The 17,996-nt window shown below is 74.5% G+C and carries 18 protein-coding genes; 14 read left to right on the top strand and 4 right to left on the bottom strand.

All coding sequences use genetic code 11. The annotated features are described in order from the left end of the window. Positions 1 to 295: 295 nt before the first annotated feature. The 5 genes from ABZ873_RS27065 to ABZ873_RS27045 all read left to right on the top strand — a co-directional run bounded on the left by ABZ873_RS27065 (position 296) and on the right by ABZ873_RS27045 (position 6,267). Positions 296 to 1,099 (top strand): ABC-2 family transporter protein, encoded by an 804-nt coding sequence (locus ABZ873_RS27065; RefSeq protein WP_360876946.1) that lies wholly within the window; start codon positions 296 to 298, stop codon positions 1,097 to 1,099. Between the two features lie 166 nt (positions 1,100 to 1,265). Beyond that, positions 1,266 to 2,030 carry an ABC transporter permease gene (locus ABZ873_RS27060; protein ID WP_360876943.1) on the top strand — a complete coding sequence of 255 codons (765 nt, stop codon included), beginning with the start codon at positions 1,266 to 1,268 and terminating at the stop codon, positions 2,028 to 2,030. A 5-nt stretch (positions 2,031 to 2,035) separates the two neighbouring features. Then, on the top strand, positions 2,036 to 3,013 hold the full coding sequence (locus tag ABZ873_RS27055; RefSeq protein ID WP_360876902.1) for an ATP-binding cassette domain-containing protein: 978 nt from the start codon (positions 2,036 to 2,038) through the stop codon (positions 3,011 to 3,013). Between the two features lie 336 nt (positions 3,014 to 3,349). Beyond that, on the top strand, positions 3,350 to 3,988 hold the full coding sequence (locus tag ABZ873_RS27050) for a DUF1707 domain-containing protein (protein ID WP_360876899.1): 639 nt from the start codon (positions 3,350 to 3,352) through the stop codon (positions 3,986 to 3,988). Between the two features lie 923 nt (positions 3,989 to 4,911). Next, positions 4,912 to 6,267 carry a DUF445 domain-containing protein gene (locus tag ABZ873_RS27045; RefSeq protein WP_360876896.1) on the top strand — a complete coding sequence of 452 codons (1,356 nt, stop codon included), beginning with the start codon at positions 4,912 to 4,914 and terminating at the stop codon, positions 6,265 to 6,267. 29 nt (positions 6,268 to 6,296) lie between these two features. Here the strand turns inward: ABZ873_RS27045 and ABZ873_RS27040 are convergent, their stop codons facing one another. After that, positions 6,297 to 7,283: a hypothetical protein gene (locus tag ABZ873_RS27040; protein WP_360876893.1), complete on the bottom strand. Its 987-nt coding sequence runs from the start codon at positions 7,281 to 7,283 to the stop codon at positions 6,297 to 6,299. Positions 7,284 to 8,041: 758 nt separating this feature from the next. Then, complete coding sequence (locus tag ABZ873_RS27035; protein ID WP_360876890.1) at positions 8,042 to 8,614, bottom strand: GNAT family N-acetyltransferase; 573 nt, start codon at positions 8,612 to 8,614, stop codon at positions 8,042 to 8,044. A gap of 219 nt (positions 8,615 to 8,833) precedes the next feature. Here ABZ873_RS27035 and ABZ873_RS27030 point away from each other — a divergent pair, with 219 nt between their 5' ends. From ABZ873_RS27030 to ABZ873_RS27020, 3 genes are read left to right on the top strand one after another with little or no spacing between them, the layout of a single operon-like run. Then, the gene (locus tag ABZ873_RS27030; RefSeq protein WP_360876887.1) at positions 8,834 to 9,025 is read left to right on the top strand and encodes a hypothetical protein; all 192 of its coding nucleotides are present in this window, start codon (positions 8,834 to 8,836) and stop codon (positions 9,023 to 9,025) included. Between the two features lie 39 nt (positions 9,026 to 9,064). Next, on the top strand, positions 9,065 to 9,361 hold the full coding sequence (locus ABZ873_RS27025; RefSeq protein ID WP_360876884.1) for a hypothetical protein: 297 nt from the start codon (positions 9,065 to 9,067) through the stop codon (positions 9,359 to 9,361). Between the two features lie 3 nt (positions 9,362 to 9,364). Beyond that, positions 9,365 to 10,291 (top strand): YDG/SRA domain-containing protein, encoded by a 927-nt coding sequence (locus tag ABZ873_RS27020; RefSeq protein WP_360876881.1) that lies wholly within the window; start codon positions 9,365 to 9,367, stop codon positions 10,289 to 10,291. Between the two features lie 51 nt (positions 10,292 to 10,342). Here ABZ873_RS27020 and ABZ873_RS27015 read toward each other — a convergent pair whose 3' ends face one another. Next, entirely contained in the window at positions 10,343 to 11,338 is a 996-nt protein-coding gene (locus tag ABZ873_RS27015; protein WP_360876879.1) for an SEC-C metal-binding domain-containing protein, read from the bottom strand. Positions 11,339 to 11,394: 56 nt separating this feature from the next. On the opposite strand from ABZ873_RS27015, the gene ABZ873_RS27010 reads away from it, so the two are divergent. The 4 genes from ABZ873_RS27010 (at position 11,395) to ABZ873_RS26995 (ending at position 14,613) form a co-directional block, all read left to right on the top strand. Further along, positions 11,395 to 12,213 carry a class E sortase gene (locus ABZ873_RS27010; RefSeq protein ID WP_360876876.1) on the top strand — a complete coding sequence of 273 codons (819 nt, stop codon included), beginning with the start codon at positions 11,395 to 11,397 and terminating at the stop codon, positions 12,211 to 12,213. 124 nt (positions 12,214 to 12,337) lie between these two features. Then, positions 12,338 to 12,712, top strand: coding sequence for a DUF6412 domain-containing protein (locus ABZ873_RS27005; protein ID WP_360876873.1), 375 nt, complete (start codon positions 12,338 to 12,340; stop codon positions 12,710 to 12,712). A gap of 147 nt (positions 12,713 to 12,859) precedes the next feature. Further along, the gene (locus ABZ873_RS27000; RefSeq protein WP_360876870.1) at positions 12,860 to 13,624 is read left to right on the top strand and encodes a hypothetical protein; all 765 of its coding nucleotides are present in this window, start codon (positions 12,860 to 12,862) and stop codon (positions 13,622 to 13,624) included. 131 nt (positions 13,625 to 13,755) lie between these two features. Then, positions 13,756 to 14,613, top strand: a complete 858-nt coding sequence (locus ABZ873_RS26995) for a fumarylacetoacetate hydrolase family protein (RefSeq protein ID WP_360876867.1) — start codon at positions 13,756 to 13,758, stop codon at positions 14,611 to 14,613. Positions 14,614 to 14,702: 89 nt separating this feature from the next. Here ABZ873_RS26995 and ABZ873_RS26990 read toward each other — a convergent pair whose 3' ends face one another. After that, positions 14,703 to 15,842, bottom strand: coding sequence for a Gfo/Idh/MocA family oxidoreductase (locus ABZ873_RS26990; RefSeq protein ID WP_360876864.1), 1,140 nt, complete (start codon positions 15,840 to 15,842; stop codon positions 14,703 to 14,705). Between the two features lie 56 nt (positions 15,843 to 15,898). On the opposite strand from ABZ873_RS26990, the gene ABZ873_RS26985 reads away from it, so the two are divergent. Together ABZ873_RS26985 and ABZ873_RS26980 are read left to right on the top strand one after the other, a co-directional pair. Further along, complete coding sequence (locus ABZ873_RS26985; RefSeq protein ID WP_360876861.1) at positions 15,899 to 17,023, top strand: ROK family transcriptional regulator; 1,125 nt, start codon at positions 15,899 to 15,901, stop codon at positions 17,021 to 17,023. An 806-nt stretch (positions 17,024 to 17,829) separates the two neighbouring features. Then, positions 17,830 to 17,973, top strand: a complete 144-nt coding sequence (locus tag ABZ873_RS26980; RefSeq protein ID WP_360876858.1) for a hypothetical protein — start codon at positions 17,830 to 17,832, stop codon at positions 17,971 to 17,973. Positions 17,974 to 17,996 lie beyond the last annotated feature (23 nt).

Genomic DNA, 17,996 nt, shown 5'->3' with positions numbered 1-17,996 from the left:
CCCCCGGGCGGCCTGCGGGGATCCGGGCGGCGGGGCCTGCGGGGGGATCTCCGGCGGGGTGTCCGGGTCGCGAGGGGGCCAGCCCGGGGTCGCTGACTGGTCGCTCATCTCCGGGACTCCTCGGCGCTGTTCGAAATATCCACTTCTGTACCTCATGGTGTCTACCCGATGGCCGGTCGGCTCCGCTCCGGACGGGCATAAATCGGTCGCGTGGCTCGCCCCACCGCACTAAGCTCGCGCGCTTTGGCCGACGTAGGAACGACGGGGAATTCGGAGGGATACGGTGCGCCAGAGAGTGCGGCTCTACCTGGCGGTGGCGGCCGGGGGGTTCCGGCGCTACGCCACCTACGGGACGGCCACGGCGGCCGGGGTCTTCACCAACACCGTCTTCGGCTTCATCGTGGCGTTCACCTTCGTCGCCCTGTGGCAGGAGCGCCCGGGGCTCGGCGGCTACGACCAGGCCGAGGCGCTGACCTTCGTGTGGGTGAGCCAGTCGCTGCTGGCCGCCGGGGCGTTGATCGGCGGCGGTTTCCACGAGGAGCTGCAGGAGCGGGTGCGGACCGGGGACATCGCGGTGGACCTGTACCGGCCGGTGGACCTCCAGCTGTGGTGGCTCGCGGCCGACCTGGGCCGGGCGGCCTTCCAGTTGCTGGGGCGCGGGCTGGTGCCGCTGGCGGCGGGGGCGCTGGCCTTCCGGCTGGCGCTGCCGGCGGATCCGGTGCGCTGGCTGCTGTTCCTGGTGTCGGTGGGGCTGGGGCTGGTGGTCGGTTTCGCGGTGCGCTACGTGCTGGGGCTGCTGGCGTTCTGGCTGATGGACGGGTCGGGGATCAACATGATGGCCACGGTCGTCTCGATCTTCTTCTCGGGGATGCTGCTGCCGCTGACCGTGTTCCCGGGCGGTTTCGGCGAGTTCGTACGGCTGCTGCCGTGGGCGGCGATGCTCCAGGTGCCGCTGGATGTGCTGCTGGGCAAGAACGCGGGGGCCGGCGGCGCGGCCCGCGCGCTGGCCTTCCAGGCGGGCTGGGCGCTCGTACTGCTGGGCGCGGGGCGGCTGTTGCAGTCGGCGGCGACGCGGAAGGTGGTGGTCCAGGGTGGCTGAGGTGACGGCGGAGACGGCGGAGACGGCGGGGGTCGGTGCGGCGGAGGGTGCGGCTGAGGCGGCGCCGGAAGAGGGGGAGCAGGGGGCGCGGTACGGCCGGGTCGGGGAGGCGGTCCTGTACGGCGGGGTGCGGGAGGGGCTGCGGGGCTACCGCCTGATCGCGGCGATGTGGATCCGCTCGACGATGACGTACCGCACGTCCTTCGTCCTGTCGGTGCTCGGGAACGCGGCCCTGACCTCGCTGGACTTCATCGCGATCTCCATCATGTTCTCCCACGTGGACGTCCTCGGCGGCTTCACGCTGCCCGAGGTGGCCCTGCTGTACGGCTCCTCCTCGGCCTCCCTGGCCCTGGCCGGGCTGCTGATGGGGAACACCGACAAGGTCGGGTCCCGGATCCGGGACGGCTCGCTCGACACGATGCTGGTGCGGCCGGTTCCGGTGCTGGCGCAGGTCGCGGCGGACCGCTTCGCGCTGCGGCGTACGGGCCGGGTGCTCCAGGGGGTGACCGTGCTGGTCTGGTCGCTGGTGGCGCTGGACCTCGACTGGACGGCGGCGAAGGCGCTGCTGGTGGTGGTGATGATCCTGGCCGGGGCGGCGATCTTCGCGGCGGTGATGGTGGCGGGGGCGGCCTTCCAGTTCCTGGCCGGGGACGCGGCGGAGGTGCAGAACTCCTTCACCTACGGCGGCGCCACGATGCTCCAGTACCCGCCGACGGTCTTCGCCCAGGAGCTGCTGCGCGGGGTGACCTTCATCGTCCCGCTGGCCTTCGTCAACTGGCTGCCCGCGCTGTATGTGCTGGGGCGGCCCGATCCGCTGGGGCTGCCGGGGTGGGTGGCGTTCCTGAGCCCGCTGGTGGCCGTGGCGGTGTTCGTCCCCGCGTCGCTGGCCTGGCGCGCGGGAGTCCGTTCGTACCGGAGTACGGGGAGCTAGTCGTGGTGGCAGAGGCGGATGATGTGCTGATCCGACTGGAGCAGGTGGAGAAGGTCTTCGACGTACGGCGCCGGGTGGGCCGGATGCGCCGGGAGAAACACCAGGTCAGGGCGGTGGACGGGATAAGCTTCGAGGTCGCCCGGGGCGAGGTGGTCGGCTATATCGGGCCCAACGGCGCGGGCAAGTCGACCACGATCAAGATGCTGACGGGCATCCTCACCCCGAGCGGCGGCCGGGTGCGCGTGGCCGGCATCGACCCGGCGCGGGAGCGGGTGCGGCTGGCGCACCGGATCGGGGTGGTCTTCGGGCAGCGGACCACGCTGTGGTGGGACCTGCCGCTGCGGGACTCCTACGAGCTGGTGCGGCGTATGTACCGGGTGCCGAGGGCGCGCTACGAGGCGAACCTGGAGCGATGCGTGGACCGCCTGGACCTGGCGGAGCTGCTGGACGTACCGGTGCGGCAGCTGTCGCTGGGCCAGCGGATGCGCGGGGACATCGCGGCGGCGCTGCTGCACGATCCGGACGTGCTGTACCTGGACGAGCCGACGATCGGGCTGGACGTGGTGAGCAAGGCGAAGGTACGGGGCTTCCTGCGGCAGCTGAACGCGGAACTCGGCACGACGGTCCTCCTCACCACCCACGACCTCCAGGACATCGAGCAGCTGTGCGAGCGCGTGATGGTGATCGACCACGGCCGCCTGATGTACGACGGCCCCCTGGGCGGCCTGCACGCGGCGGGGGAGGCGGGCGAGAGCGAGCGCACGCTGGTGGTCGACCTGGAACGCGAACTGCCCCCGATCGGCGTGCCGGGCGCGCGGGTGGTGAAGGTGGAGGGCCCGAGGCAGTGGCTCGCCTTCCCGTCGAGCGCGTCGGCGGCCCCGCTGGTGGCGGCGGTGGCGGCGCAGTACCCGCTGGTGGACCTGTCGGTGCGGGAGCCGGACATCGAGGATGTGATCGCGCGGATGTATGCGGGGCGGGGGTGAGGTGGGGGCGCGGGCGGGGGCGGGGGCTTGGGACCCGGTACGGGCTGGACCAGGGCCTCGGCCGGGTCTGAGGCTCGGGTGGGGCCCGGGGGGTCTGGGGCTGTGGGCGGGGGCCTCGGGGGCTGTCTCAGGGCTCGGTCCGGGGCGATCTCAGGGGTGGACCCGTACAACTCCCGGGCATCCCTGCCTAGTCTGGTGCGTATGAGTGACGAGCGGCCGGAGAAGCCGTTGCCGGAGAAGGCGGTGCCGGGGGACCGGGCGCCGGGGGACGCGGTGCCTGGTGTTTCGGCGCAGGGGGGTACGGCGCCCGGGAGCCCGGGGCAAGGGGCAGCGCCGTTGCCGGCGTTGAGGGCGTCCGATGCCGACCGGGACCGGGTGGCGGAGCGCCTGCGGGACGCCCTGGCCGAGGGCCGGCTCGACATGGGGGAGTTCGAGGAGCGGCTGGAGGCGGTGTACGCCTCCCGCACCTACGCGGAACTGGAGCCGCTGACGCGGGACCTGCCCGCGCCGGCCGGGGCCTCTGCCGCCGTACCGGCCGCGTCCGCGCCGGGGGACGCGGCGGCCTGGCAGGGCCGCATCGGCGGCTCGGGCAGCTCGGCGTTCGCGGTGGCGGTCATGTCCGGCTTCCAGCGCAAGGGGCACTGGACGGTCCCGGCCCGCTTCGACGCGGTGGCGTTCTGGGGCGGCGGCGAACTGGACCTCCGCAGCGCCGACTTCGCGCAGCGCGAGGTGGTCATCAACTGCGTCGCGATCATGGGCGGCATCGAGATCACGGTCCCGCCGGGCGTGGACGTGGACGTCCGCGGCTTCGGCTTCATGGGCGCCTTCGACCAACGCGACACCCCGGGCCCCCGCCGCCCGGACGCCCCGCGCGTGGTGGTGACGGGCTTCGCGTTCTGGGGCGGCGTGGAGGTCAAGGTAAAACCCCTGAAACGCCGCCCGGGCGACGGCCCGTCCCTCCGCAAACACCTCTGAGCCGACGGCACGGGCCCCTGCTCCCGCCGCGTGCTCCCGCCGCGGACCTTGGGGCTCCCCGACACGGGGCTGGGGGCTCCCGCCGCAGGCCCGCACCGCGCCGAACGGGCCCGCTGGGTCGGGTTGGCCCGGGCCGCTTGGGCCCCGGGGCGGCCGCCTGCGGCCGGCGCGGCTCGCGTGCGGCCCGTACAGCCTTCGGCGCTCGGCCGCCAACCCCCGGCGGAGCCGTTCCCTCGCGCGACCGCTCAGCGGGCCGGGGCCGCCTGGGGGTCCGTACGGCCCCGGTTGTCGCGGCGCAGGAGAGCGGTCCCGGCCCAGCTGTCGAGGTGGCGGCCTCGGTGGCCCGACGGGCGAAGTGGCGGGACCCGGGGGCCCGCGCCGCCAGCGCCCCCTGCAGGAGCGGGCCGCCCGCACGGGCTCGGGCGCCGTCCCGCGCCCACCAGTTCGGCCCTCCGCACCGGCCCCGGCCGGGCCAGGCTTGCGAGAGCGGGCCGCCCGGCTCGGGGCGGGGCGCTGCCCCGGGACCGCCAGTACAGCCCCCGTGGGAGCGGACGGGCCAGGCTTGCGGGAGCGGCCACCCTGCGCGGGGCTCGGGGCGCTGCCCCGCGCTCCCTGGTGCGCCCCCAAGCAGGAGCGGACGGGCCGTCCCGCGCTGCCAGGTCCGCCTCCCCCTGCGGGAGCGGGCCGCCCAGCTCGGTGCGGTGGCGTTGGCCGCGCCCGCCGGTTCGGCCGTCTCCGCCGGAGCGGCCCGGCCCGGCTCGCCGGAGTGGGGCCGCCCCGCGCCGGGGTCGGGGGCCGTGCCCCCGGCCCCCGTATCCGCCACCCCCGCGGGAGCGGACGGGCGTGGCGGGAACTCATTCGGGCTCTCGGGAGTCGGATGCTATGCAGACAAAACCGGCGCCCCCGGGGGAAGGCAGGAGCACGTGGAGAACCGCATCACGGCAGGCGGCACCAGCGGCGGCACAGCCGCACCGCCGCCGACACCACCGCCACCCCCCACCCGCCCCGGCGGAGCCTTCGTCTTCAACGCCGCCGACGAGGAACGCCGCCGCGGCGTCCGCCGCATGAAGGCCACCGCGACCGGTCTGCTGCTGCTCGTCGCCCTGGTCTACGTACTGGCCAAGTACGCCCAGCACGCCTGGGGCGCGGGCGGCTGGGCCGGCTACGTCGCCGCCGCGGCGGAAGCCGGCATGGTCGGCGCGCTCGCGGACTGGTTCGCCGTCACCGCCCTCTTCAAACGCCCCCTCGGCCTCCCCATCCCGCACACCGCGATCATCCCGACCAAGAAGGACCAGCTCGGCGTCACCCTCGGCGAGTTCGTCGGCGAGAACTTCCTCTCCGCCGACGTGGTCCGCGCCCGCCTCCACTCCCTCGGCATCGGCGGCCGCCTCGGCTCCTGGTTGGCCGAGCCCGCGCACGCCGACCGCGTCACCGCCGAGCTCGCCACCGCCCTGCGCGGCGCGCTGACCGTCCTGCGCGACTCCGACGTCCAGGCCGTCGTCGGCGAGGCCATCACCCGCCGCGCCGAGAGCGCGGAGATTGCGCCCGGCCTCGGCAAGACCCTCCAGCGGGTGGTCACGGACGGCGGCCACCGCCGCGCCGTCGACCTCGTCTGTGCCAAGGCCCACGACTGGCTCGTCACCCACGCGGACTCGATCACCGACGCCGTCCAGGGCGGCGCCCCCGGCTGGACCCCGCGGTTCGTGGACCGCAAGGTCGGTGAGCGCGTGTACAAGGAACTGCTCCGCTTCGTCACGGAGATGCGGGACATGCCCGAGCACCCGGCCCGCGCCGCGATCGACCGCTTCCTGCGCGACTTCGCCTCCGACCTCCAGTCGGACACCGAGACCCGCGCCCGCGTGGAGCGCCTGAAATCCGAGATCCTGGCGCGGGACGAGGTCCAGGACGTCATCGCCTCCGCCTGGTCCGCGATCCGCTCGATGATCATCTCGGCGGCGGAGGACGAGCAGAGCGAACTGCGCCTGCGCGTACGCTCCTCCCTGATCTCCCTCGGCGCGCGCCTCGCCTCCGACGGCCGGCTCCAGTCCAAGCTGGAGGGCTGGATCGAGGGCGCGGTGGTCTACGTCGTCACCACCTACCGCCGCGAGATCACCTCGCTGATCACGGACACGGTGGCCGCCTGGGACGCCGAGCACACCTCCCGCAAGATCGAGGCCCACATCGGCCGCGACCTCCAGTTCATCCGCATCAACGGCACGGTGGTCGGCGCCCTGGCGGGCCTGGCCATCTACACGGTCTCCCGCGCCTTCGGCGCGTAGCCCCTCGGTCGGCGCGTAGCCCTCCGGCCCTACCCCAGCGGCAGTTCCAGCTGGGCGTGTCCGCGGACCGTGACCCGCGGCGGCGCCGCGCGGGCCGCGCCGAGGGCGAGGAGGGCGCGGAGCGCGCGGACGACCTCGGCCGTCGCGTCCCGCAGGATGCCCGGCGTCGTACTGGCCACCAGCACTCCGTGGGACTCCAGGCGCAGCCGGCGGCGCAGGGTGGCCTGCCAGGAGTCGCGGGTGTAGTGGTACTCGGCGGAGTCGATCTCCAGCGCCACGCCCGCCTCGGGCCAGTACGCGTCGGGGCTGGCCAGGAAGGCGCGGTCCGGGCCGTAGAGGCGGGCGTTCCACAGGGGCGCGGGCAGGTCGGTGCCCGACAGGGCGTCGCGGGCGCGGCCCTCGGCGATGGAGCGGACGCCTACGACGAGTTCCGCGGCGGCCTCCCGGACGGCGGGGCGACCGCGGACGCGGCGGGCGCGCAGTTCGGCGTGCAGATCGTCGGGGTGGCACCAGCCGCCTTGGACGACGTTGGCGAGTACGGAGCGGACCAGGTCGGGATCGTCGGTGCGGGCCGCGAAGTCGGTGGCCGCCCGGACGGGGCGGGCGCTGGGCACGCCGGCGATGGTGATGGTCGCGGGCCAGCGGGTGGTCGAGGCGGGCCGGACGCGACCGGTGGGCGCGATGCAGCGGGGCGCGCGGACGAGGACGTCGACCGGCTCGGGCGGCGCGTCGCGGATCCCGAGCAGGGCGAGCGCCGCGCCGCCGGTGAGGGCGGCGGTTGCCCCGGAGAGCGGGTCGGTGCCGGGGCGGGCGGCGTACAGCACGGCGGAGAGCGCGTGCTGGCGGGTGTCCGGCGGGCCGGTCTGGAGGAGGTACACCCGCGGCAGAAGCCGCTGCCAGGGCCCGCCGCGCCGGGTACGGCCGCTGATGGTGGCGGCGGGGATTCCGGCCTGCCGGAGCTGGTGGTGGGTGGCCAGATTGAGCTGGCGCTGGGCGCACGCGACATGGCTGATCATGCCCCCGGTATGCCCGGCGCCACGCGGCGGGACGCTTGGCGCGGGGGTGGTTCGGGGGTGGGTGGGGTGACGGGTGGGGTCGGGGTGGCCGGTCGGGGTTGAGCTGATGCGGGTCCGGCCACGGGGGGGCTTGATCGGTCGGGGTTCGGCTGACTCCGGCCCGGCCGGTCTGGCCGGTCTGGTCGGTCGGGGTGGCTCGGCCGGTTCGGGTTCGGCTGGTTCGCGCCCGGCCGGGGTACGGCTGATCCCGGTCCGGCCGAGCCGGCTGGCCGGGGTGGCACGGCCCCGGACCGGACGCCCAGGCGGCGTGACAGGCGGGACGGTTGGGGTGGTCGAGGTTCGGCGGAACCGGATTCGGCCGGTCAAGCCAGTCCGGGAGTTCGTGCGCCGCTGCGGCATGGCGGCCGGCTGCCCGGGGTGGTCTGGCCGGTCGGGGCTCGGCCAGGCACGTCGGCTTGGGCGCTTAAGCGATGCGATGGGCAGGGCGGTCGGGTGGCTCTGCCGGTCCGGGTCCGACCGCTCTGCGTTGTCCGGCCGCTCGGGTGGCTCAGCCAGCTTGGGCGGTTCACGCGGCGAGACCGCATGACGGTCCGGCCGATCGGGCGTCCGGCCACTCATGGCAGCCCGGCCGATCGAGGTAGCCCATCCGCTCGGGGTTGTCCGGCTGCTCGGGGTGGCCTACCAGCTCGGGCCGACCCACCCGCCCGGCCCGACCCGGCCCCTCAAGCCGGCTCAGCCAGTCCAGGCGGCCCGCACGCCTACGCCGCTTGGCGCCCCGGTCGGCCGGGGTCACCCGGCCGGTCCGGGTGGTTCGGCGCGAGGAAGACGACGACCCCGTTCCCCGTCCCCGGCAGCGGCGGCACCTCGTGCCAGCCGAGCCGGTGGTAAGTGGCCACGGTGTCGGTCGCGGCGCGGGCGGTCAGCAGCCAGGCCCGGTCGTCGGGGGCGTCGGCGGTGATCTCGGCGAGGAGCGCGCGCCCGGTGCCGAGGCCGCGCGCGTGCGGCCGTACGGCGAGCTCGTCGATCTCCAACGCGCCGACCAGCAGTTCCCGCACCCGCCGGGTCCCGAGTTGCGCCGCCACCCGGCCGTACCCGCGATCCGTCGGGAAGGACCTCGGCGTCAGCCAGGCGGTCGCGAACCCGTCCACGCCGATGGCCGACTGCGCGAACGCCGTACGGAACCCGGGGCGGCGGCTGTCCGCCTGCAGCCGGGCGGCGAACTGGCGAATGGTTTCTTCATCCTCGTTCCACGGCGGGGCGGAGAAGACCTCGCCGTAGGCGTCGGTGAGTTCGTCGGCCAGGTCCAGGACCGCCGGTCCGTAACAGATCACGTGTGCAGCTCCTCGGTCCGGCTCGGGCGGCCTCGGTCGTATCGCCCCGTCGCCGACGAATCTACGCCTGCGGGGCGCTTCGGCCGACAGGTCCACAGATCCGGAGGGTGTGCGACAAATCCGACTTCCGTACGGCGCCCCGCACCCCCCGTACCGCCGGGCCCGGCCCCGCGTTGAACCCGTACGACACGACCCCGTACGAAGCCCCCGGAGCCCAGCGTGCCCAACACCCTGCTGAAGAAAGCCCTGATGGGGCTCACCGCCTGCGCCGTGGCGTTCTTCGTGGTGCTGGGGATCGTGGCCGTACTGCCCCCGGCCCTCCAGGAGGCCCTGCCGGACAACGTGCTCGGCGGAGCGGCCGTCCTCCTGGGCGTGGCGGCCGCCCGCCGATTCACCCGCCGGGCGCGCTAGCCTCGAACGGCAACGTTCGAACGGCTGGAGGCCCACACGATGCAGCAGTTCCCCACCTCGGTCGTAGCGGCGGGCGGCCTGATCGCCGGCTACGCCACCGCCCGCTGGACGGGCAAGCGCCCACTCGGCGGCATCGTCCTCGCGACGGCCGGCACCCTCGCCGCCCGCGAATGGCACCGCCGCACGACGCCGACAACAACGGCCCTGTTGGGCACGGCGTACGTAGCCGCCTTCGCGGCCTCGCACCCCCTGGCAAAGAAAATCGGCGCCTGGCCCGCGGTCTTCACAGCGGCAGCCACGATGGCCGCCACCACCTACGCAGCGGCGGACCGCTAAGACATGGCTGCGCGTTCGAAGCCGGCATGGTTCGGCACACCTGACGGCGCCGCCGAAGGGATGTGGTTCAAGGGACACGACGAGCTCTATGCGGCGGACCTTCACCGCTTCCGGGGCCGCGGCATTTCCGGTACCGACAAGACGGGTGCCGACTCGATCGTGCTGTCCGGCGGATACGTCGATGACCGCGACGAAGGCGATCTGATCATCTACACCGGAGAGGGCGGGCGCGACCGGTCCTCAGGACAGATGGTCGCCGATCAGTCCCTCGCTGACAGCGGCAATGCCGCGCTGGTCATTTCGCAGGCTATGGGGCGCCCCGTCCGCGTGATCGAGGGGCTGGGGGTCACCCGGGGCAAGCGCAGGCGGGCGACCAAGGGCTATATCTACCGAGGGCTGTTCCGCACTGCCGACCACTGGATAACGGTCGGGCAGGAGGGGTTTCGGATCTGTCAGTTCAAGCTGCTGAAGATCGAACCGGGCCAGGTCGTGGCCCCGCAGCCGGTGGATCCGCTGGCAGGCGCCGAGACACCGATCGAGGAGCAGGTCCGGCGTTATATCTCCCAGGACCGTCTGGTGCGGGACTCCAAGGTCGTGCGGGCCGTGAAGCAGATGTACGACAACACCTGCCAGATCTGCCGCGAGCGGCTGATCGTTTCCCTGGAGGGTGAGGCGTACAGCGAGGCGGCCCACATACAGGCCGTCGGTAAGCCGCATCTCGGCGTCGACCGGATCGATAACGTGCTGTGCCTGTGCCCCAACTGCCACGCGTTGTTCGACCGGGGTGCGCTCCAGCTGACGGACGACCTCGATGTGATCGACGGCATCACCGGCCGGTTCCGCGCGGCGCTTGCGCAGGTCAAGGGACACAACATCCGCGTCGAGTTTGCGCGCAAGCACCGCGAGCGGTGGGCGAACCGGCTTCTGTAGGGGAGAGCGGGCCGGCTGGACGGGCTCGGCCGGCCGCTCACCTCCCCCGGCCTACTCCCCGTGGCACTCCGAGTACGGCTTGCCCGACGTGCACCAGCACGGGGACGTCGGGGACGGGGGCCAGGTGGTGGCCTTGCCTCGGGCGGCCAGGGTGGTGGCGTACTCGGCCAGGAGGGACGGGGACGCCGGGGAGGTTTTCTCCGAGGCCGCGAAGGCTTCGTACGAGGGGACGCTCGCGGTGACGATGCCCAGGTTGCTCGTGCCCGAGGCGGCCAGGGCGCGCAGGGAGGTCTCGATGTCGCGCAGGTGGGTCTCGTGCGAGGGGTACTCCGAGGCCAGCGTCGGATAGCTGGTCAGGAGCTCCGACAGTTCGCGCTGCGGCCAGTGCAGGATCGCCACCGGGAAGGGGCGGGACAGGGCCGCGCGGCGGTCGCCCAGTTCGGCGCGCAGGCGGGCGATCTCGGCGCGCAGTTCGGCGGGGTCGTCGGAGCCGAGGGCCCAGATGCGCTTCGGGTCGTGGAGCTCGTCGAGGGGGATCGGGCCGATGTGGCGGGTGTCCGCGACCATGTCCCAGTCGTCGTGGGGCCGCCCGAGGAGGCGGCGTACGCGGTGGCGGCCCGTCAGGAGGGCGGTGGTGGCCGGGGTGAGCGGGGTCGCGTCCGCGATCAGGAGGGTGGCGGCCTGGGAGAAGCAGTCCTCGGCGGCCTCCAGTTCGTCGTGCGCCTCCAGGGCCTCCGCGATGATCTCCCACGGCGCCGGGTCCTTCGGGGAGGCGGTGCGGATGCCCGAGATGAGCGCGCGGGCCTCGGCCTCGTGGCCGTACTCCCAGAGGTTCGCCGCCTGGAGGGCCTTGATCAGGTGCGGGTCGGCGGGGGAGGAGGAGAGGAGTTGGTCGTACAGGGCGCTCGCCCGGTCGCGCGCGTCGCCCAGTTCGAGGTGGGCCGCGGCCTGGAGCAGCAAGGGCTCCTGGTCCTCGGGGTAACGGGTCGCCGTGCGGATGAGGCGCTCGGCTTCGGCGATGTGCTCGGCAGGCGTGTCGGGGCGCATGGTTCACACCGTACTGCCGCTGGTCAGTTGACGGGGGAGGACTTAGGGTGCCGCCCGTGCGGGATCACATACCGGTGGTGGTGCAGGGGAGCGGCCGGCGGGTGCGGCGGGCCGGTCTCGTGGGGGTCCTGTGGGCGGGCGCGGAGCTGACGGTCACGGTGGGTGTGGTGGTCCTGTTGCTGGTGGTGCACCAGGTGTGGTGGACCAACCGGCAGGCGACGGCGGGCGCGCAGGAGCGGGTACGGGCGCTGGAGCGGGCGTGGGGGTCTGCGGGGGCGGAGGGGGAATCGGAAAGCCCGGTTCCGTCGGTGGCTGCGCCCACGTCCGTGTCCACGTCCACGTCCACGCCCGCGTCCTCCTCCGCCTCCCTTACTACGGCCCCCTCCGGCGCGCCCTCGCGAGCCGCCGCCCCCGGCGCCGGCCGGGCGCCGCAGCGGGACGCGGCGTACGCCGTCCTCCGCATCCCGCGCCTCGGTCTCGTCGTGCCGGTCGCGCAGGGCGTCGACAAGCGGAGCGTCCTCGACAAGGGGTACGCCGGCCAGTACCCGGGGACCGCCGGTCCGGGCGAGCGCGGGAACTTCGCACTGGCGGGGCACCGCAATACGCACGGCGAACCGTTCCGCCACATCGACCGGCTGCGCGCGGGCGACGAGCTGATCGTCGAGCTGCGGGGGCGCCGGTTCACGTACGTGGTCGGCCGGACCCTGAGCGAGACCACCGAGCGGGACACCGGGGTGATCGCGCCCGTGCCGCGCAGCGTGGTGAAGCCGGAGCACGGGTACAGCGAGCCCGGCGCCTACATCACCCTCACCACCTGCACCCCCGAGTACAGCTCCAAGTACCGCCTGGTGGTGTGGGGGACGCTCCGGCCCTGAGCCCGGGGACGGACATGCGCCCGGCCGGTTGTCAGTGGGCCCCGCTACCATCGATCAGGAGAAGCGGTCTCGTACGGGAGTTCGCGCACAGCAGGGGAACAGCAGGGGAGAGGGGGAGGTCCGTATGGCTCGGCGACGAAGCGGCGGGCGCTCGCCGTCCCTCGCCCTGTTCGGGCTGCTGACCGGGTTCGCCCGGGTCACGCGGTCGTGCGCCGTCCTGCTCCCGCTGGTGGTGCTCGGCGGACTGCTCGGGCTCTTCGCGGGCGAGGGGGCCGGCGGGCTGGGCGCCCTGGTGGTCGCCCTCGCGGCCACCGTCGCCGTGGGCACTGAGGCGCTGGCCGCCGCCGCGCGGCTGGTCAGGCCCGTGCCGCCGCACCGAATACGTACCGCGATCCGTGATCGCGAGCAGCGTACGGCGTTCCTGCCGCAGCGCGATCCCGACGCCTCGGGCCGGTCCCGGCCCAGGGCACCCGGCCGTCCCGTCCCGACGGCCGCGTAGGGGCGCGCAGTACTCGCCGTACTCGCAGTACTCCTCGGATTCCGCTCCGACCTCTGCTCCGACTGAACACTGTTGTCGCCCCTCGTGGCTCGTCACGCCGAAAAGCACCTCATTTCGACGTTCGACGAGACCCTTCGGAGGGCCCGCGTGTCCGTTCTCACTGATCTCACCGACCTTTTCACCCACCTGGTCACCGCGCTCGCCGGGCTGCTGGAGCCGCTGCCGGGCCAGTCCGCGACCGCTGCGGCGATCGTGCTGTTCACCGTGCTCGTACGGCTCGCCCTGCATCCGCTGAGCCGTGCCGCCTTCCGTGGGGCGACCCCCATGGCCGGGCTCCTGCCGCTGCTGCTCCAGCTGCCGGTGTTCGCGCTCATGTACCAGGCGTTCGCCTCGGGGGATGAGCTGCTGGGCCACCGGCTGTTCGCCGCGCCGCTGGGGGCCCGGTGGTCCGACGCCCTCGGGGAGGGCGGGCTGTTCGGGGCGCAGGGGCTGGTGTTCCTCGGCCTGTTCGGGGCGATCGCGGTGGTGGCCGCCTGGAGCGCGGCGCGCGGGCGCCGGGCGGCGGCGACCGCTGCGGCCGCGGCCGCAGCTGCGACTGCCGCGACCGGCGCGTCCGCCGCGGGGAAGAAGCCTGTCCGGCGCGCCGGGGCTGCAGGGGCGGGCACCGCGGGAGCGGGTCCCGCCGGGCTGCCCGAGCTCACCGCCGAGCAGCAGGAGGCCATGCGCAAGCTGGGTGGCGTACTGCCCCTGCTGTCCTTCGGGACGCTGATCACCGCCGCCGTGGTGCCCCTGGCCGCCGGGCTCTACCTGCTGACCACCACCGCGTGGGCGGTCTCCGAGCGCGCCTGGCTCGAACACCGCGCGCGGCGCGCCGGGCTGCCGGTGGGCGGAGCAGTGCGTTCCAGTCTGTGAACAGGGTCTTGCGGATCGGACGGCCATCTTGGAGGATCAACCAATCCTCCGATGGCCGCAACCCATCGGCCGGCCCGTGGGCACGCCTCGACGCCCCCGGGCCGACCACCCACGACCACGGGAGAACGCCCATGAAGCTGCTGCGTGTCGGACCCGCCGGTGCCGAGCGTCCCGCGCTGCTCGACCAGGACGGAACCCTGCGGGACCTGTCCGGCCTGATCACGGATGTGAACGGGGCGGTGCTCGCCGACGACGCGGTGCTGTCCCGGGTACGGGACGCGGCCGCCTCCGGCGGGCTTCCGGCCCTGGACGGCGAGGGGCTGCGGATCGGTCCGCCGGTCGGCGGCATCGGCAAGATCGTGGGCATCGGCCTGAACTACTTCGGGCACGCCGCCGAGATCGGCGCGGAGCCGCCGGCCGAGCCGATCCTCTTCCTGAAAGCCCCGGACACCGTCGTCGGCCCCGACGACACCGTCCTCATCCCGCGCGGCAGCGTGAAGACCGACTGGGAGGCCGAGCTCGGCGTCGTCATCGGCGGCACCGCCCGCTACCTGGACTCGGCGGAGCAGGGGCTCGCGCACGTCGCCGGGTACGTCCTGGTCAACGACGTGTCGGAGCGCGAGTTCCAGATCGAGCGCGGCGGCACCTGGGACAAGGGCAAGAACTGCGAGACCTTCACCCCGCTCGGCCCCTGGCTGGTCACCGCCGACGAGATACCGGACCCGCAGGTGCTCGACGTACGGCTGTGGGTCAACGGTGAGCAGCAGCAGGACGGCAGCACCGCCGACCAGATCTTCCCGGTCGGTGAGGTCGTCCGGTACCTCAGCCGGTTCATGACGCTCCACCCGGGCGACGTGATCGTCACCGGCACCCCGGCCGGGGTGGCCATGGGCCGGCCCGACCCGAAGCCGTACCTGCGGGCCGGTGACGTCGTGGAGCTGGAGATCGAGGGGCTGGGCCGCCAGCGGCAGGAGTTCAAGGACGCGTAGACGGGGCCGGGCCGGGGGCGGGGGAGGCGCGGGAGGCGGGGCCGCTTCCCGAACGGCCCCGCCGCCGCCCCCTGGGCCTCAGCGATCCCTCAGTGCCCTTCGGCCTCCGGCGCCTCCGGGATCTCCACCGCCACGCCCTCCTCCGACGAGCGGCGCGCCGCCTCCAGTACGTCGAGGCAGCGCGCGGCCTCGTACGCCGTGACGGGCGCGGGCCCGCCCGTGCGCAGGGCCCGTTCCACCGCCGCGTAGTACGCCGGGTAGTCGCCCTGCTCGGTCGGTACGGTCGCGCCGCCACCGGTCAGCGGGGACTCGCCCGAGCCGACCCGCCCCCACAGGTGCGGCGGCTCCTCGCCCCACGGCAGCTGCCCGTCCGGGCGAAGCCCCTCGCGGAGGGCGCCCTCCTGCGGGTCGAGGCCGTACTTGACGTACCCGGCGCGCGAGCCGAGCACGCGGAAGCGCGGGCCGAGCTGGGCGGTGGTGGCGCTGGCGTAGAGGTGGGAGCGGACGCCGTTCGCGTGGGTGAGGGCGATGAAGGTGTCGTCGTCGGTCTCGGCGCCCGGGCGGCGCGCGTCGGTCTCCGCGTAGACCCGTACGGCCGGGCCGAAGAGCACCAGGGCCTGGTCGACGATGTGGCTGCCGAGGTCGTACAGCAGACCGCCGATCTCCTCCGGCGCGCCCGATTCGCGCCAGCCGCCCTTGAGCTGCGGGCGCCAGCGCTCGTAGCGGGACTCGAAGCGCTGGATCTCGCCGAGTTCGCCGTCGGCGAGGAGGCGGCGCAGGGTGAGGAAGTCGTTGTCCCAGCGGCGGTTCTGGAAGACGGAGAGGAAGGTGCCGCTCCGCTCCGCCAGCGCGGCGAGCGCGCGGGCCTCGGCGGCGGTGGCGGCCAGCGGCTTGTCCACGACCACCGGAATGCCGGCTTCGAGGGCGGTGGTGGCGAGCGGGACGTGCGTCTTGTTGGGGGAGGCGATCACGACGAGGTCGAGGGCCGGGTCCCGCCCCCACAGCTCGTCGGCGGACGGGACGACGCGCACGTCGGGGAACTCGGCGCGGACCTGCGCCTGCCGGTCGGGGTCGGAGGTGACGACGGTGTCGAGGACGAGCCCGTCGGTGGCGGTCACGAGGGGGGCGTGGAAGACGGAACCGGCGAGTCCGTAGCCGACGAGGCCGACGCGGAGCGGGGTGGCGGGGGAGGCGGGGCCGGCGGCGGGGGTGGGGGTGGGGGTGCTCATGGCTCCTACTTTGGCAACAGTGTTGCCGAAGTGCAAGGAGGGTGGACAATGGGCCGGTGAACAGGGGCAGCGGTGGTGGTGGCGGCGGTGGTGGCGGTGGCCGTAGCGAGGACGCGGGCGGTGGGCGTGGCGGGGTGAACCTGCCCGCCCTCCGCGATCACAACGATGCGCTGGTCCTGGACCTCCTGCGCGGCGCCGGGCCGACGGGTCTCGGCCGCGCCGAACTCGCGACCCGTACGGGCCTCACCCCGCAGGCCGTCAGCAAGATCACGGCGCGGCTCGGCGCGGCCGGGCTGCTGGCGCAGGCCGGGCGGGCCGCGTCCACGGGCGGCAAACCGCGCACCCTGCTCCGGCTGGTCCCGGACGCCCGGCATGCGATCGGCGTGCACCTGGACCGCGACGAGCTCCGGGCGGTACGGGTGGACCTGGCGGGCCGCGTCCTCACCGCGAGCGGCATCCCGCTGGACTTCGGGGCGGGGCCGGAGGCGGTGGTGGGGACCGTCGTACGGGAGGTCGCGCGGGTGACCGATCCGGGCGGGCCGCCGCTGCTGGGGGTGGGCGTGGCGGCGCCGGGGCCGCTGGATCACCGGAGCGGGGTGATGGGGCGGGTGACGGGGTTCCCGGAGTGGGAGGGGTTCGCGCTGCGGGAGGTGCTGGAGGGGCGGCTGGGGGTGCCGGTGCTCGTGGACAAGGACTCGAACGCGGGGGCGGCGGTGGCGGGCGCGGGCTCCGGCCCCGGCTCGGGGGCGGTGGTGTACCTCCATGTCGGGACCGGGCTGGGGGCGGGGCTGTGGCTGAACGGCGAGGTCTACCGGGGCGCGCGCTCGGCGGCGGGCGAGTTCGGCCACCAGGTGCTCCGGCTGGACGGGCCGCCGTGCCGGTGCGGGAGGCGCGGCTGCGCGGAGGCGCTGTGCCTGGCGGCGGTGGCCCGGGGTGACCTCGCGGGGGCGGCGCGGGTGGTGGGGGAGGGCGCGGCGAACCTGGTCGCGCTGCTTGATGTGCACCGCGTCCTGCTGGGCGGGCGGGTGGTGGCGGGAGCCCCGGCCCTCTTCGTCCGCGAGGTCGGCGCCGCCCTTGCCTCGGCGCCGGCGCTTCCGCGGGTGGAGGTGGACATCTCCCCGTCGGACGTGGCCCAGGGCGCGGCGGCGCTTCTGACGGGGCGGTTCTTCGGGGGGGTGTGAGGGGGGGTACGGGGGGAGGGGCGGGCTCCGACCCGGTGGCGCGGGATGGCCCGCTGGCGAAGCGGCCGGGCTCGCCCCGCGCGGGTCGGCCCGCTGGGCGGGATCCAGCGAAGCCACCGGGCTCGCCTTCGGCGCGGGTCGGCCCGCGAGGCCGGGGGCGCGGGCACCCACCCGGTGGTGCGGGGCGGCCCGCTGGGTCGGGCCGGCCGGACGCCTGCTCGCGGCGCGGGGCGTTCCCCGCGCGGGCGCGGCCTCATTAGCGCGCGGGGTGCTTCGCGCGCTGGGCGGGGCCCGGTCCGGGGTTGCGTCGCACGCCGGGCGGGGCCCGGTCCCGGTGCGGGGTTGCTTCGCCTGCTGGGCGGGGTTGCTCACTCTGGCGGGCGGTTTGCGGTGCCGGGGTGGGGTATCTCCTCGGCTCGCGCGTGCGGCGGGGTTCGTCCTGTACGGGGTGGTTGCGCGCTCGTCCTGCGGGGACACCCCACCCCGTCCCCACTCCGCGCAGTACGAGCCCGATCCCCCAACAGCAAAACCAGCCCGGCCCACCGCCTTGTACGAGCCGACTCCCCGAACAGTGCCAACCGGCCCGGCCCGACTCACCCAGTACGAGCCCAAGGGCGCGGCCACCCCCGCCAAGCCGCCCGCCAGGGCCCCGCTTGACCGCGTACCGCGTTCGGGCGTAAACCGGAGCATCTCAGGCGTGGTGCGCCATGAGGCGCAGGACAGGCGTGGCAGGGTGCGGGGCGAGACCGGGCTGATTGTCACCTGGTCCGACCATCATCCCGTCCGGCGAGCAGCGAAGGTCTTCCATGCGACTCCGCAAAGCCCTTGCCCTCACCGCCGTCCTGGCCGCCGCCTCCCTGACCACCGTCGCCACCCCCGCCCTCGCCGCAGCCACGGCCGGTGCCCCCGCGCTCGGCGCGCCCATGCCCTCGTCGGTGCCGGGTATGTAGGTGATCCGGACGACCGCGACGCC

It is taken from the genome of Streptomyces sp. NPDC047014, from assembly GCF_040644195.1.
In the GTDB taxonomy this organism is placed as follows: Bacteria; Actinomycetota; Actinomycetes; order Streptomycetales; family Streptomycetaceae; genus Streptomyces.
Note: the sequence above shows the minus strand (reverse complement) of the source record. Positions and strands in the feature narration are given on the sequence as shown.

What these genes read in the sequence shown, in the direction of transcription:
- ABZ873_RS27060 (WP_360876943.1), top strand. Translation starts at nt 1,266, where the DNA reads ATGTGGATCCGCTCGACGATGACGTACCGCACGTCCTTCGTCCTGTCG.
- ABZ873_RS27040 (WP_360876893.1), bottom strand. Translation starts at nt 7,283, where the DNA reads ATGATCAGCCATGTCGCGTGCGCCCAGCGCCAGCTCAATCTGGCCACC.
- ABZ873_RS27025 (WP_360876884.1), top strand. Translation starts at nt 9,065, where the DNA reads ATGCAGCAGTTCCCCACCTCGGTCGTAGCGGCGGGCGGCCTGATCGCC.
- ABZ873_RS27020 (WP_360876881.1), top strand. Translation starts at nt 9,365, where the DNA reads ATGGCTGCGCGTTCGAAGCCGGCATGGTTCGGCACACCTGACGGCGCC.
- ABZ873_RS27015 (WP_360876879.1), bottom strand. Translation starts at nt 11,338, where the DNA reads ATGCGCCCCGACACGCCTGCCGAGCACATCGCCGAAGCCGAGCGCCTC.
- ABZ873_RS27005 (WP_360876873.1), top strand. Translation starts at nt 12,338, where the DNA reads ATGGCTCGGCGACGAAGCGGCGGGCGCTCGCCGTCCCTCGCCCTGTTC.
- ABZ873_RS26995 (WP_360876867.1), top strand. Translation starts at nt 13,756, where the DNA reads ATGAAGCTGCTGCGTGTCGGACCCGCCGGTGCCGAGCGTCCCGCGCTG.
- ABZ873_RS26990 (WP_360876864.1), bottom strand. Translation starts at nt 15,842, where the DNA reads ATGAGCACCCCCACCCCCACCCCCGCCGCCGGCCCCGCCTCCCCCGCC.
- ABZ873_RS26980 (WP_360876858.1), top strand. Translation starts at nt 17,830, where the DNA reads ATGCGACTCCGCAAAGCCCTTGCCCTCACCGCCGTCCTGGCCGCCGCC.